We start from the raw sequence: 14,671 nt of genomic DNA, 5'->3' as shown, positions 1-14,671 counted from the left end.
CCTTTCATTAGTTAGCGAGTTGTTCGATGTGAATGAGTGGTAAAATTTCATCGATTTTGGCCCGGGTCGCAATGTCTTCTGAGAAGGCCGTTGCGGAACCACATGCGAGGCCGTAACGGAAACTTTCGACCGCATCGTGGGTTTTGGCAAACATTCCGACGAAACCACCAATCATTGAATCACCAGCACCCACCGAGTTGATCACGTGGCCCTTAGGTGCGGGGCTAAAGTAGACCGCATCTTTTGTGATCAGGAGACCACCATCACCAGCCATTGAAATCAGTACGTGTTGCGCGCCTTCCGCCAGCATCCGTTGGCCAGCCGCAATAATATCAGCTTGGCTGTTAAACGTCGTGTGGTAATAATCAGCGAGTTCATGATTATTTGGTTTAACGACGAGTGGGTGACTTGGTAAGGTCTTCTTCAAGGCTTCCCCAGTGGTGTCAATGACAAAGTTCGCACCAGCTGCTTCAACTTTTTGAATAATGTCATAGTAGAAGCTATCTGGTAAGCTCGGTGCCAAACTACCGGACATCACAACCACGTCATCTGGCGTTAAATGTGCTAATTCGGTATAGAAGGCATCGATTTCAGCGGCAGTAATGTCAGGACCAGCACCGTTTAATTCGGTTTCTTCTTCAGCGTGAATCTTGACATTGATTCTAGTGTCATCAGCAATCGGGGTAAAATGACAATCCAGCCCCTTGGCCTTCAGCGCGTCACTGATAAAGGTTCCAGTAAAGCCACCGATAAAGCCGAGTGCTTTGTTAGGCTGGTCTAAGTCATTTAAAATCTGTGAAACATTGATTCCTTTACCACCAGGCAACTTGGCGGTGTGCGCTAAGCGATTAACGCTTCCGAGTGCCATGTGGGGCAGTTGAACCACGTAGTCAATCGATGGATTGACGGTAATGGTGTAAATCATGATTGAACCTCCTGAATCGTAGTTAATGGTTGGTACTGTTCGGCAACGCTCGGTGTCAGCTGGTCGGTGATGATCGTCGCACTGGACAAATCACCGACGCGCGCAAACGAGACGTGATCGAACTTAGTGTTGTCAGCTAAAATAAAGCTTTCTTCACTTTGCAAGATTGCGGTTTTTTTGACGACCGCTTCATCAGGGTCGGGCGTGGTGAGCCCGAACTTTGGGTGGACACCGTTGATTCCAAGGAAAACTTTGTTGAATCGGTATTCCTCCAACGATTTGACCGCTTCGGGACCAATCACGGCTTTGGTGGTGCCTTTCAAATTGCCACCAAGCAAGTAGGTCTGAATGCCCATGTCCGCTAAGGCGGAAGCGTGGACGACCCCGTTAGTCACAACACGCAGGTTATAACTTGGATTTAAATGGTGGATCATCGCCAGTGTTGATGTCCCGGCGTCCAAATAAATCACGTCATCAATCTGAATGTTGGCGACTGCTTGCTGCGCGATATGGTCCTTCGCGTTCACGTTGCGGGAGACCTTATCATTCATCGCGGGTTCCTCTTGGAGTGAGTTCATATACTTCGCACCCCCATGGACGCGGAGCAATTCGCCCTGTTCCTCTAATTGTTGCAGATCTCGACGAGCGGTCGATTCCGAACAATTGGTTTCAGAACAGATGTCCTTGATTTTAATAATGCCCTTGAAGCGGATCGTATTTAAAATGTACTGTTGTCGTTCTTCTGTAAGCACTTTCAAATCCCTCCGCATAATAATATACCTGTTTAAGCATCAAAATGCAACAAAAACCTTCAAAAACTGTCAAAAAAATTCAAAAGCCGTCATCAAACCGTCATTTCGTCGTAAATTGGCGTCAACTGCCACCTTTAGGCGTGGAACTTTTGACGAAGCCGCCGAAGATTTGTATACTAGGTCAGGTATCTAATTTCGCACGATCAGATTTCGTAGATAATAATATAGAAGAAACGGGAGAAAAGAACATGTTTGTTGATCAAGTAAAAGTAGATGTAAAGGCCGGTAACGGTGGTAACGGCATGGTTGCTTTCCGCCGTGAAAAATTTGTGCCAAACGGGGGACCAGCTGGTGGTGACGGCGGCCGTGGTGGTAGCGTCATCTTGCAAGCTGACGAAGGGCTACGGACGTTGATGGATTTCCGTTATACGCGCAAGTTCAAGGCTGCCGCTGGTGGTAATGGGATGATTAAGCAAATGACGGGGCGTTCTGCCAAGGACACCATCATCAAAGTGCCACTCGGAACCACGGTGACGGATGCGGAGACCGGCGAGTTGATCGGTGATATCGTCGACAAAGACCAGAAATTAGTGGTCGCAAAAGGTGGCCGTGGTGGTCGGGGCAATATTCATTTTGCCAGTGCTAAGAACCCAGCGCCAGAAATCGCTGAAAATGGTGAACCAGGCGACGAATTAACCATTCGAATGGAATTGAAAGTATTGGCAGATGTTGGTCTCGTTGGGTTCCCATCAGTCGGAAAGTCCACGTTACTTTCAGTCGTAACGAGTGCGAAGCCTAAGATTGCCGCTTACCACTTCACGACGTTGGTGCCTAACCTCGGCATGGTTCGTTTGGATGATGGACGTGACTTTGTCATGGCGGACTTGCCAGGACTGATCGAAGGCGCTGCTAACGGGGTCGGCTTAGGAATACAGTTCCTGCGCCATATTGAACGGACCCGCGTTATTTTGCATTTGATTGATATGAGTGGGGTCGAGGAAAATGACCCGTTTGAAGATTATCACAAAATCAATCATGAGCTGACGAGTTATGATCCGGACTTACTCAAACGGCCACAAATCGTTGTCGCCACTAAGATGGATATGCCAGATGCCGCGGAAAACTTGGAAACCTTCAAGGCCAAGCTTGCGACTGATGACACGTTGCCAACAACACCCGCGATTTATCCGGTATCCGCGATTACACAACAGGGGTTGAAGGCGTTGCTCGCCAAAACGGCGGACTTATTAGACACGACGCCACAGTTCCCAATCAAGGGTGTCGATGACCTTAAACACCGCGATTACACGACAGAAACGGATGCTGACTTTACGGTTGATAATCCAGAACCAGGTCTGTTCGTGCTCTCAGGTGAAAAGCTCGAACGACTCTTCAAGATGACTAACTTAGATCACGAAGAAAGCTTGATGCGGTTTGCACGACAACTGCGTGGGATGGGCGTGGACGATGCGCTCCGAGCTGCCGGTGCTAAGAACGACGATACGATTCAAATTCTCGACTACTCATTCCAGTTTATGGATTAACATAGCAGAGATCAGGATTCGGTGGTATGCCTAATTACTGCAGTGCCATAATCTAGGCATACGCCAGCTGTGAGGGGTTGGAGAGCAATGCTTCTAGCCGGTTAATTCACATCAAAAAAGACACGATTATAGCATTCGGCTATAGTCGTGTCTTTTTGGTCTCAATTCGGTCATCCAAATAATAATCGTTGTTCACTCAAGCGGTAACCAAATAATCGTAACGGCTGTGGTTCCGTCTGAATATAAAGCTGGGCCTGACCATTGATTTGGCGAGTCCGCATATTGAACTGGTCCAACGTCAGCGGATGACCACTACTAGCCGCTACTAGGACTAATTGCTGGTGAACCAGACTGACGCTTTGAATTGGCTGGAGTTCATTTCGATTGACCTCCCAATAGAGGGGTAATGTTTGTTGTAAGTCGGCGGTCGACAGATTAAAATCGATCAGTCGCATGGTGATCACCTCACGTTTTGTGCATTCAATAGCAGTATACGATAGCACCGAGGGTTAATCAATCTCGACTGAGCGGTGTACTTAAATGCGGATGACGGAAACTGTGAAAACGGTCACATTTGGTCATGTTCGGCTGAAAACGGTCATGTGGCCAGATTGGTGTAGATATTTGGTCGCTATCTGATGACGCGTGGGATTGATCGTGATTCAGCATTAAGAATGACTGAAACGTGCCGGATCAAAAGCTGCCAGCTGAGCCCCGCTGGAAATGGTACGAGTTAGCGTAAACTTGCTGTTGTAGGTTCGTCCTAGTCCGGCTTCCAGGCATTCTGGGCAATGGCCGGAACGTGGTGGACACAGATTTAAGCCGACAACCCACGTCTTAAATACTGGTCTTTCACTAACCAAGCACAAGACGCTTGCTAAGTGAAATTTCACCACTGGGCCTTGCCCAGAATACCTGGAAGCCGGGATGGTATTCGAAAGGCGGACATGTGCGGACTCAACCTTTGATGAAAGGTTCGTTGGTTCGCAGTACACAGTCATTTTGGCATTGAACTGTACGGCTTGTCTCTAATGATAGCAGAACTTTTTTCATGCTTTAAGGGTTCTAACAAGCAGTTTTATCGAAATTGTCAGATTTTCTTTGGTCGGCTAAAAGAGTAAAATCCGGACTTCACGACAAATGCAATGCTAGCATCAATTGGAGACTAGTACCATTGAAAAAGGCCATAATCTTCAATTATCTTTTTCAGTGATTAGATTCGACAAGTCATCAACGATACCGATTCAAAAGTTTGCCTGAAGGACCTGTCTCCTAATATTCAGTAGTCAATTGTACCGAGATAGGCGGCCGTTCATCCGCCATTCGAACGGCTTCCCGACTGGAGGGGCCGGCTGACAATGCTCAGTAGCCAAATTATTCTTAGTCGGAAGTGCTTTTCTTCCGGCTTAGAATAAGGCTCGTATTTGAAATTACACAGTGGGTTTCTGCGTGAGTTCAAATCGATGTCGGCTACGCTCCAGCAATTGTCAGCCAGCCCCGGAAGTCGGACTAGAACGATCACTGGCTGACGAACGATAAACCAACTAATTGGCACGTTTCAGTCATAATTCATGACAGATCGACGGTTACAATGTATCTGCTTCTCCGAATACTAATCAAAAGGCGGCAGTTGTGGACGGATGACCCTAAAACCACAATCATTTAAGGTGAAAGGTCGAAACCGAGTGCGATAATTTTGGTCTGTCATGTTAAAATAAACTGAACCCATTTTTAATGGCGGTTGGTGACGATTAACTTCAGTGACCAGCCGAGACTTTGCAGTGCTAACAATTGTTAATTGCCGTTAGATTCGGTAAAATAGTTAGCAGACTGTATAGATAGGACGAACAAAAATATGCAATTAGAATTTTTAGGTACCAGTGCCGGCTCACCGGGGAAATTCCGCAATGTGACCAGTACGGCGCTCCGGCTGTTGGATGAGCGCAATGAAGTCTGGTTATTCGATGTTGGTGAAGGCACTCAACATCAAATTTTACGGACGACGCTAAAACCCCGTAAAATTGCCAAAATCTTTATTACCCATTTACACGGTGACCACATCTTTGGATTGCCGGGACTATTGAGCTCGCGGTCGTTTCAAGGTGGCGATGAACCGCTGACGGTTTACGGCCCAGTCGGTGTCCGGGACTTTGTTCAAACGGCGCTCCGGGTCTCCGGAACCCATTTGTCATACCCACTTAAGTTTCACGAAATCACGAAGGCCGGGACCGTGTTTGAAGACGCGACGTTTAAGGTCAGCTGCGAACCGCTAGACCACCGAATTGCTTGTTTTGGTTATCGGGTGGAAGAAGCCGACCATCCGGGTGAACTGCAAGCGGACCGCTTAAAAGCACTCAATATTCCGAGTGGCCCCGTTTATGGTCAATTGAAAGCCGGTCAAACGGTAACTTTGCCTGATGGACGGACGATCAACGGGCAAGACTATATTGCGGCGCCACAAAAAGGGCGCATTGTCACCATTTTGGGCGATACGCGGCGAACACCACATGCCCTGAGTTTGGCACAAGATGCGGATGCATTAGTGCATGAAAGTACGTTTGGCAAGGACGAGGGCAAGTTAGCCCACAATTACTACCATTCGACCAGCACGCAAGCTGCCCAAGTTGCCAAACAAGCAGGCGTCAAACAATTGTTATTGACGCATATTTCAGCGCGGTATACTGGCAAATTGAGCAAAGAATTACAAAATCAAGCCCAGAAAGTTTTTAAGGCGTCGAAAGTAGTCCGTGACTTTGACGTGATCGAAATTCCACTTCCTAAGAAAGGTTAGGTGCGGATATGGCAGATTTAGCAGGTAAAACGGTGTTAGTAACGGGTGCTTCCAGCGGTCTCGGTGAACAATTAGCGTTGGCGGTTGCCGCTCAGGGCGCGAATGTCGTGCTCGCCGCGCGTCGTCGTGAACGGTTGACGCAAGTGGCTGACCAGTGTCGAATCTTGTCACAGCAACAAGCAATTGCGATCACCTGTGATGTCAGTCGCGTGACAGCCGTCGACCAAGTTTTTGCGACTATCGATGATTTGTTTGGTCGTCTTGATGTGGTCATTAATGCGGCTGGCTTTGGGGACATGACCAATGTGGTTGATATGGAAGCGGCCACCATGGAACGGATGTTGCGGGTCAATACCTTGGGGACGATGTACGTGAGTCAACTCGCTGCGAAGCGGATGGTTCAGCAACACGCCGGAGAAATCGTGAACGTGGCTTCGATGGCCGGTAAGATTGCGACGCCCAAGTCAGCGGTATACGCTGCTAGTAAGGCCGCAATTATCGCGTATGACAATGCTTTGCGATTGGAATTGAAAGCGGACCACGTGAACGTGTTGACGGTCAATCCGGGTCCCATCAAAACCGACTTTTTCAAAATTGCCGATCCAGATGGGGATTATATCGAACGTATGGACCGTTTAGCGCTTAATCCGGTCAAGTTTGCGGCATTGATCGTCAGTCGCATTGGCCGCGGACAGCGCGAGCTCAATCGGCCGTGGCTCATGTCGGTCGCTAATTTAGGTTATCAGTTCGCGCCTCAGCTGGGGGACTGGCTGACTGGCACGGTATTTAATTTTAAATAGGGGATGAGTGGAATGAAAAATCAATGGCGGTTAGTGAGTGCGCTGGTGATCGCGTTAGTCGTGATTATCTTTGCCATTTTAAATGTGGAACCAGTTCGGATCAATTTTGGGGTGACAGCCGTTCACTGGCCATTAATTCTGGTCATTGTGATTACGCTGATTTTGGGAGTTGTTACGGCAGTTTTGATGGCGACGGTCAATGAATCAAAGGAACGGTCGGCACATGCCGAAGAACTTGCAGCAGCTCAAGCAAAGATTGAAAAGTTGACGGCAGAAAATAAACAATTGACGTTACGGCTCAATAATAAAGGAAAACAAAAACGGTCGGTGCCAGAACAACCAACCACGACAACCGACAAGTAAGCTTTTGAAAGGAAGGATGCCATGTTAGCGGCAAAGAAAAAATGGGTATCACGCGAGACGACGGCCGTTTCTGAAACGGCCGTCAATGCGTTATCGCAGGCTGCGGAGGTGTCACCATTAGTTGCACGTTTGTTGATCACGCGCGGCATTGACACACCCGAAGCGGCGGAACCATTTTTACATGCAGATCAGCAGCCCTTATTGGACCCGACGACGATGCATGATATGGAAAAGGCGGTCGAACGGATTCAAGCAGCGGTGATTGCCGGTGATCAAATTACGATCTATGGTGATTACGATGCGGATGGGTTGACCAGCACGGCCATCATGTATGAAACGTTGGACCAAATTGGCGCCAATGTGAACTACTACATTCCGGACCGCTTTAAAGATGGTTACGGGCCGAACCAGGCGGCGTTTGACCGTTTGATTGCAAAGGGCACCCAACTGTTTGTGACGGTTGATAACGGCGTCGCTGGCAACGCGGTCATTGATCAGGTTCAAGCGCAGGGCGTGGACGTCGTCGTGACTGATCATCATGAACTGCCCGCTGAATTGCCGCATGCCTATGCAATCGTGCATCCTCGTCATCCAGAAGGTCATTATCCGTTTGGCGGACTTTCCGGTGCCGGGGTTGCTTTTAAAGTCGCCACGGCCTTGATTGAAGAGGTGCCCGAAGAACTCTTGGACCTCGCTGCGATTGGAACCGTCGCTGATTTGGTTAGCCTGACTGGCGAAAATCGGACCATCGTGACGCTGGGCCTTAAGGTGCTCCAACAGACGACGCGCCCCGGGTTGGCCGCTTTGATTCAAGAAGCCGGTTTACAACCTAACAAGTTAACTGAAACGAGTATTGGCTTTGGCATCGCACCACGGTTGAATGCGCTCGGACGGTTGCAATCTGCACAGAGTGGCGTCGAATTATTGACCACGCTAGATGAAGAGCGGGCGACCGCACTGGCTAAGCAGGTCAATCAATTGAATGAAAAACGGCAAGGGTTGGTCAAAACGATCAGTGCCAGCGCCATTGAACAAGCACAATCAGCTGAGAATCAGGGCCGGCAGACACTGGTGATTACCGGTAAAGGCTGGCATGAGGGTGTGTTAGGAATCGTTGCTAGTCACGTCGTTGAAACGACTGGCAAACCAACCCTCGTTTTGAATGAAGACGCGGATGGCCGCTTGAAAGGCAGTGGCCGTAGTGTCGAAGCCTATAACTTGTTTGCGGCGATCGACCCAGTTCGTGATGCGCTGGTTGCCTTTGGTGGTCATCACATGGCGGTCGGGCTGACGGTCATGGCAGACCAGTTGGAAAGGCTGAAGACTGCCATGGAAGACGCCGCGATCCAGCAACAATTAGCGGATAATGCGCAGGTCAAGTTAGCGATTGACGGAACCTTGTCAGTGGCGGATGCGACGCTAGACACGTTGGCGGACATTCAATCCTTGGCCCCGTTTGGCACTGATAATCCGGCTCCCTTGTTCAAACTAGCGCCGACCACGATTCCACAAGCGCGGGCGATTGGCAGTGACCAGCAGCACTTGAAGCTGCAACTGGGTGATGGTGACACTACCGTGGATGCGATTGGCTTTTCGATGGGTGACGCTTTACCCGCGATTCAGGCGAGTCCCACGGATGTCACGTTAGTCGGTGCACTCAGCGAAAATACGTGGAATGGGCAGACCAAGCCGCAGATTATGATTAAAGACGTTGCTGTGACGGGAACGCAAGTCATTGATGCGCGTACCCAACATTTATCGGCGCATTTATTCCAGGCACCGGGAACCTACTTATTCTTCCATCGGCGCATTATGAAGCAGGTCGAACAATACATGGGGGCGCAAGCCAAGGCCGTCTGGGTCGGGGAAGAAGACGTGGACCTCGCTACGGTAACGGCCGGGCAAGCGGTCTTCATCGTTGATTGCCCCGATACATTGCCTGATATGACGCAGGTCTTGTCGTCGATTGCCCTTGATCAAGTGACGCTGTACTTATATCGGCGTGATTCGGTCTACATGAGTGGGATGCCGAATCGTGAGCAGTTTGCGAAGTTGTTCCAGTTCACCGCGGCGCACCACGATGTCGACATTCATCATCAATTGACGCAGGTCGCTAAACATTTACACCTTGAGCGAAATTTGCTTATTTTTATGATACAGGTGTTTTTTGAGGTCGGATTTGTTAAAATAAATGATGGTGTCATGAATGGCGTTTCGAATCCGTCCAAAGCGGATTTACATCACGCCCCTAGTTATCAGCTACGCGAGCAGCAAATCGTTGCTGAAGAAACGCTTTTATATAGTAAATCCGCAGCGCTCCAAGTATGGGTGAAGAACCAGGCTGCGGTTAAGAATTGAAGGAGCTGTTAAGAACAAATGGCATTAGATTTAACAAAGTATGTGGCTAGTATTCCGGATTATCCAGAACCTGGCATTATCTTTCGGGATATTTCACCATTGATGGCTGACGGCGCGGCTTACCGGGAAGCGACTGACCAAATCGTTCAGTTTGCACGTGACAAGCACGTTGATATGATCGTCGGTCCCGAAGCACGGGGCTTTATTGTTGGCTGTCCAGTCGCTTATGAGCTAGGGGTCGGATTTGCGCCAGCCCGTAAGAAGGGTAAGTTGCCACGCGCAACGGTCAAGGCAACCTACGATTTGGAATATGGGCAATCAGCATTGTACCTGCATAAAGATGCAATCAAGCCTGGTCAAAACGTGCTGGTCACGGATGACTTGTTGGCTACGGGTGGTACGATTTCTGCCACGATTCAAATGGTTGAAGAATTAGGTGGCAATGTGGTCGGAACGGCCTTTTTGGTTGAACTGAAAGATTTGCATGGCCGCGATAAAATTAAAGATTATGACATGTTGAGCTTGATGCAATTTTAAAGCCAAGATGTAAAAAGCTCCGGATGACGATTTATTAGTCATCCGGGGCTTTTTGTTGTGCGCTTAGTTGAATTATTGATATTTCGTGAACTTTACCAACTGATCAAAACAACGTAATCGTACAGTGCACACGCTATTCCCACTTTTCAATTAATATTTTCGCCTGATGCTTGTCCTTGGAGTTGGGATCCGGGTCATTCTTTTCAGCATTACCAAGCAATTTAATAATATCTAACCGTAATTGGTGTTCACCAGCAGCGGACAAGTTTAAGGTCGCGTTGCTGAAGAAAACGGATGCTTCGTCAGGTTGCTTATCAGCCATCTCTTCTCTGAAAGTTTCACTAAAGTCATGGTTGAGTAGCATAATCCATTGTAAAACCTCCTGGATGTGAGTATGCGTCCAAGTGCCAGAAATGTTAGTCATATCTGTGTCGAGCGCATCCAGATCCGTTTGAAACCGCGGCGTTTCATTGGAAAGGTGGGCGCTAGAATAATAGTTTTCGGTCAGATTTTTGACTTGAACCTGATTAACGATGGTTAATAAGTCGGCATCCTGCATCTTGTTGATGGTGTAGTACAACTGGTTATTAGGAATTTTAGTTTGGGCTGAAATTTGCTTGGTTGTTAAGCCATCCTCTGATTTCGTGGCCTTCAAAATCGCGGAAACTTTTGGATCTGCCATCAACTTTGCAAACTGTGCCAGTGTGTTTTTGGGCATGTTTTTCACCTCAATCCTAGCTTAACCATTTGAAAAATAGAAATCAAACGATTAAAGTTTATTTATCATTTAAAATAATTTAAACGATAAATAATATTAGATTGGGGAGTGGCATTATGAAAAATCTAGCTCGTAACCGCGCGTTCGTCACACTTACAGCAGCCGATTTGTTTGAAACTATTGGGACTAGTTTATTCAACATTATTTTATTAACGTACGCGCGCACCTTTGCGCAAGCCAGTTTGATGGTTTCAATCGTTTCGGTGGCTACCGTCCTGCCCGGAATCTTTAGTATCATGACCGGCCGCTTGGCAGATTCGCAGCCCAATAAACGAGGCTGGCTAGCGGGATTGAAATTTGTTCAGGCAGGCCTATATCTCGTATTGGCGCAACTCATTACCGGTAAACAGGTTGGGCTCCTACTGATTATTATTGTGATTAATTTGTGTTCAGACGTGTTTGGCATGTTTAGTGGTAGCTTACGAATGCCGTTACTACAATCCAAAGTCGCATCTGAGCAACAAGAGGAAGCCATCGGAATCAACCAAGGTATCGGCGTCCTAATGCAGACGATGGGGCAGGCACTGGGGGTCAGCATCTTGGCTGCGACGGGGAATTATCAGGTCGCTGGATATTTGAACGCGCTCACGTTCTTGATTGCGGGCATCGTGCTACTGTCCGGCTATGGGACGCTAAAACTGCCGACAATTGCGGAAGCCGCAACCCCGTCATTTCGCCAACTGCTCCAACAAGTACGACGGGTAATGGAATCGGGGACACACATGAACGTGTTGGCGTTATTGGGGAGCCTCTCGTTATTGAATGCGGTCGGCGCAAGTGTAGACGCCTTGTTGAATTTGTACTTGATCCACCGCGCGGACTATTTACCACTTTCGTTTGGAGTGGCGGTCTTAGTGATGAATACCGCAACTGTGATAGGCAATATTGTTGGGAACTTGTTACATACAGGTTGGTTTCAGAAATGGTCGTTTCGCAGTGTCATGTTAACAACTATGATCATGTTTGCGGGCTTGTTTATCAATTTGCTCAGTTGGCAGAATTATTGGTTGGTAGTGGCAATTATGACGATTGGTGGATTTTGCATGGGACAAGCAAATCCTAAATTGATGGCAAGTTTGCTAAAAGTTGCTGATGGAAGTATCGTGGGTAGTTTGAGCGGCATCATCAATTCTTTGGTCACCATTTCGATGCCAATTGGTAGCGTTGGCCTAGTGCTGCTGGATAATGTTGTCAGCCCAGCAGCGGCGTATGTCACTGGCATAGACATGCTGCTGGTTAGTGGTGGGTGCTTGTTTATCCGACGTTGATAATGGAAAAGTGCCGTAATTGTATGACGCAAATAATTGATGTGAGAAGAAAACGGTTTGCAAGAATAAATCTGCAAGCCGTTTCTGTCGTTTTAAATGAGATTATGCATTGGTGTCGGTTGAGTCCGTATTAATAAAACGGACCGCAGTACCATACGCGGCGACCGATTGCATGTCCTGACTAATGGAGCCAGTATCAAAGCGCATCATCACCACGGCGTCAGCGCCCATCGCACTGGCATTATCGCGCAACCGATTTACTGCCACGTCGCGTGATTCTTCGAGCATCTTGGTGTAATCCTTGATTTCGCCACCAACGAGTCCTTTTAAGCCCGCCCCGATGTTACGCACCAAGTTTTTAGATTGAGTGGTTAAGCCAAATACTTCCCCCAAAACTTCGTAGGGGTGCCCCGGAATGTTTTCCGTTGTCGTCACTAATAGTTGTGTCATTGACGGAACCTCCTTTTTGAATTGTTTTCATCATAGCATAGCGCGGTTGCCAAAAGCGAGTGTTTTGGATGGGTGAGCGGTTAGATGTGATCGAAACCAAGCGAGAAATTTTCGGTCTGAAGTTTGTAAGTCGATTGATTAAGACGGTTCAGTCGCGGGTTCCGCCCGTCACCGGCATGACTTTTCAGCATCGAGAGAAACTATCGCTACTTAACAAACACAACAGTGTATTTTTCGCCTGCAATATACAGCAACATAGCGTTAATTCACTTGTGTTGTCATGAGGCCTGCCTATAATTAGCGTTATTCAAGCGAGCTTTAGTTTGAATCATAACTGATACGGAGACGAGGGGGAGAGCATCATGAAGTTACGTCGACCAGTTCGGTTCTATCGCTCATTTTGGTTTTGGCTAAGTGCAGTTTTTCTGTGGGTGTCGGTGGCGGGATTTCCTAAGACGCTAGTCACAGTTGGGGATGTGTTATGCTACGGTATTTTGTTCGTGTTATCCTGTGCCGGCTTAGTGTTGTCGTTCTTTGTGTTTGGGAAGGCGGCGCTGGAGCAGAAGGATTGATTAGCGGGAGTCGGCTATTAGTGAGTTTGGGGAATGTTTACAGTACTTGGAATTGAGATGTTGAAGGTTTTCATAGTTGCCCTAAAATGCATCATTGGGATATACAAAAATAAATCCTCGCACTAATTCGTTCTAACAAGTGCGAGGATTTTTGAATTTTTGAGGTGTGTATGAGCATTTATCCATGAGCTTTTGAGGATTTATAACTTACCGAAGAGGTGGCTATCGGCATCTTGACGTAATTGTTTGCCACTGTTATCCTCGTCCGCTAGATCCTCTTGTTGGTCACAGGACATGCGACATTCATAGATCAACAGCGGACGTTATTTGAAAAATCTTATTAGTGCTTCTGCGGTTGTGACGATTTCGTATGCTAGAAGCAACAGCATTACTACGACAACCGATTTTTGCCAGATATTACATTTACTCCAATTTTTCATGATTGTCCCCCCATTTGTATTGACTTTTGCCTAATTCCAGGTGTTTTCCAGAAACGTGTCACCTTCGTTAAATTATACCGATATGTTGCGAGGCGTGCCATTAAAAGATGAGTTCAATTTTGGTGTCTTTCGGTGATAAAGCAGGAAGAAGGAATTAATTTTGGATTAAACATATGGGGGCGAATATGAAAGGCCGACTTCCAAAAATTATATTTGTAGATGACAATATGTTTGAAGTGAGAGAACCAAACTTCGATTTTATGATAACGGAAAGGTAATGCTGGGGAAGCCATGAAATTTATGCTGTGCTCAGTGTACCGCGCAAAATGTCCTTCTCTTCTTGCGACAGTTCTCGGTACTTTTAATATGTGAGCCGGACAATTGTGCAAGGGCCATCTGAGGAGTTTTGTACAATCAGCAGCAGCGGGGACGATTAATTAGCACGAAAGCTAATTACCATTACAATCAAACAAAGTTTAATGAGTAAAACTGCGCTATACTAAGAAATACCAACTTATTGTCGCGTTGGATAAGCGAGCTTTTAAGATTTATCGAATCATTGATGAATGAGTATTGAGCATATCTGCAACGGATTAAGCCGTAAAACACCCCCTCAATACTCAAGAGTAATCTAGGACACGGTAAGCGTTATCAACAAAACATTATTGTTTATGATAAGGATATTCGATCAACCCACCAACATGTTATTTGCGTGGACTGATAATCATGGCTCAACGCGGATGACCACTATATTTGTTGAGGAGGCTAAGCATGGAGATTAAAGAATTTGATGATGTTGTATTAAAGGATGGTCGTACGGCTGGAATTGTTGAAGTTCTCGATAGTACACATTTTTTAGCCGATGTTGGAGATGGACCAAGTAATTGGGAAAATATTGCGATTGAATTGAAAGATATTGCATGGGTTTATAATCGTCCAAACGATTCTAAATAGACTATCGGTGAATGTGTACTGATAGTCTTTTATTATGCTATTGTTTCAGGCATCTAACTTTCCTTCGTTCTAATGAGCGAATAATGTATAATTTAATTAACCCAATACAATCGAGGTGAAAAATTATGAGTACTCAACA

At 47.0% G+C, this 14,671-nt stretch carries 14 protein-coding genes; 9 read left to right on the top strand and 5 right to left on the bottom strand.

All coding sequences use genetic code 11. The features are described from left to right. Positions 1-7 precede the first annotated feature (7 nt). On the bottom strand, positions 8-925 hold the full coding sequence (gene pfkB / locus KGF65_RS13695) for a 1-phosphofructokinase (protein ID WP_216748633.1): 918 nt from the start codon (positions 923-925) through the stop codon (positions 8-10). Beyond that, on the bottom strand, positions 922-1,677 hold the full coding sequence (locus tag KGF65_RS13690) for a DeoR/GlpR family DNA-binding transcription regulator (protein WP_003638995.1): 756 nt from the start codon (positions 1,675-1,677) through the stop codon (positions 922-924). The genes pfkB and KGF65_RS13690 overlap by 4 nt, the downstream gene beginning before the upstream one ends. Before the next feature lie 248 nt (positions 1,678-1,925). Between KGF65_RS13690 and obgE the strand changes: the two genes are divergently transcribed. Then, a complete protein-coding gene (obgE, locus tag KGF65_RS13685; RefSeq protein ID WP_101873328.1) occupies positions 1,926-3,221 on the top strand; it encodes a GTPase ObgE in 1,296 nt (431 codons plus the stop codon). Between the two features lie 170 nt (positions 3,222-3,391). Here obgE and KGF65_RS13680 read toward each other — a convergent pair whose 3' ends face one another. Then, on the bottom strand, positions 3,392-3,676 hold the full coding sequence (locus KGF65_RS13680) for a hypothetical protein (protein WP_050338465.1): 285 nt from the start codon (positions 3,674-3,676) through the stop codon (positions 3,392-3,394). A 1,400-nt stretch (positions 3,677-5,076) separates the two neighbouring features. Here KGF65_RS13680 and rnz point away from each other — a divergent pair. From rnz to KGF65_RS13655, 5 genes are read left to right on the top strand one after another with little or no spacing between them, the layout of a single operon-like run. Next, positions 5,077-6,012, top strand: a complete 936-nt coding sequence (rnz, locus tag KGF65_RS13675) for a ribonuclease Z (RefSeq protein ID WP_105923684.1) — start codon at positions 5,077-5,079, stop codon at positions 6,010-6,012. Positions 6,013-6,020: 8 nt separating this feature from the next. Then, a complete protein-coding gene (locus KGF65_RS13670) occupies positions 6,021-6,812 on the top strand; it encodes an SDR family oxidoreductase (protein WP_216748632.1) in 792 nt (263 codons plus the stop codon). A 12-nt stretch (positions 6,813-6,824) separates the two neighbouring features. Next, entirely contained in the window at positions 6,825-7,175 is a 351-nt protein-coding gene (locus KGF65_RS13665; protein WP_050338468.1) for a lipopolysaccharide assembly LapA domain-containing protein, read from the top strand. A gap of 21 nt (positions 7,176-7,196) precedes the next feature. Beyond that, the gene (recJ, locus tag KGF65_RS13660) at positions 7,197-9,533 is read left to right on the top strand and encodes a single-stranded-DNA-specific exonuclease RecJ (RefSeq protein WP_101873331.1); all 2,337 of its coding nucleotides are present in this window, start codon (positions 7,197-7,199) and stop codon (positions 9,531-9,533) included. A gap of 18 nt (positions 9,534-9,551) precedes the next feature. Continuing rightward, positions 9,552-10,070, top strand: coding sequence for an adenine phosphoribosyltransferase (locus tag KGF65_RS13655; protein WP_003638988.1), 519 nt, complete (start codon positions 9,552-9,554; stop codon positions 10,068-10,070). A 133-nt stretch (positions 10,071-10,203) separates the two neighbouring features. On the opposite strand, the gene KGF65_RS13650 is transcribed toward KGF65_RS13655, so the two are convergent. After that, positions 10,204-10,788 (bottom strand): helix-turn-helix domain-containing protein, encoded by a 585-nt coding sequence (locus tag KGF65_RS13650; RefSeq protein ID WP_050338470.1) that lies wholly within the window; start codon positions 10,786-10,788, stop codon positions 10,204-10,206. 116 nt (positions 10,789-10,904) lie between these two features. Between KGF65_RS13650 and KGF65_RS13645 the strand changes: the two genes are divergently transcribed. After that, positions 10,905-12,116, top strand: coding sequence for an MFS transporter (locus KGF65_RS13645; protein WP_216748631.1), 1,212 nt, complete (start codon positions 10,905-10,907; stop codon positions 12,114-12,116). Positions 12,117-12,218: 102 nt separating this feature from the next. Here the strand turns inward: KGF65_RS13645 and KGF65_RS13640 are convergent, their stop codons facing one another. Then, positions 12,219-12,566 (bottom strand): heavy metal-binding domain-containing protein, encoded by a 348-nt coding sequence (locus KGF65_RS13640; RefSeq protein WP_021337964.1) that lies wholly within the window; start codon positions 12,564-12,566, stop codon positions 12,219-12,221. A gap of 362 nt (positions 12,567-12,928) precedes the next feature. On the opposite strand from KGF65_RS13640, the gene KGF65_RS13635 reads away from it, so the two are divergent. Next, positions 12,929-13,138, top strand: a complete 210-nt coding sequence (locus tag KGF65_RS13635) for a hypothetical protein (RefSeq protein ID WP_050338472.1) — start codon at positions 12,929-12,931, stop codon at positions 13,136-13,138. Positions 13,139-14,349: 1,211 nt separating this feature from the next. After that, positions 14,350-14,532: a hypothetical protein gene (locus KGF65_RS13630; protein WP_101873333.1), complete on the top strand. Its 183-nt coding sequence runs from the start codon at positions 14,350-14,352 to the stop codon at positions 14,530-14,532. Positions 14,533-14,671: the final 139 nt, after the last annotated feature.

It is taken from the genome of Lactiplantibacillus sp. 30.2.29 (assembly GCF_018991255.1).
GTDB lineage: Bacteria > Bacillota > Bacilli > Lactobacillales > Lactobacillaceae > Lactiplantibacillus > Lactiplantibacillus pentosus.
The sequence above is the reverse complement of the archived record's forward strand: the minus strand, read 5'-3'. Positions and strand labels throughout refer to the sequence as shown.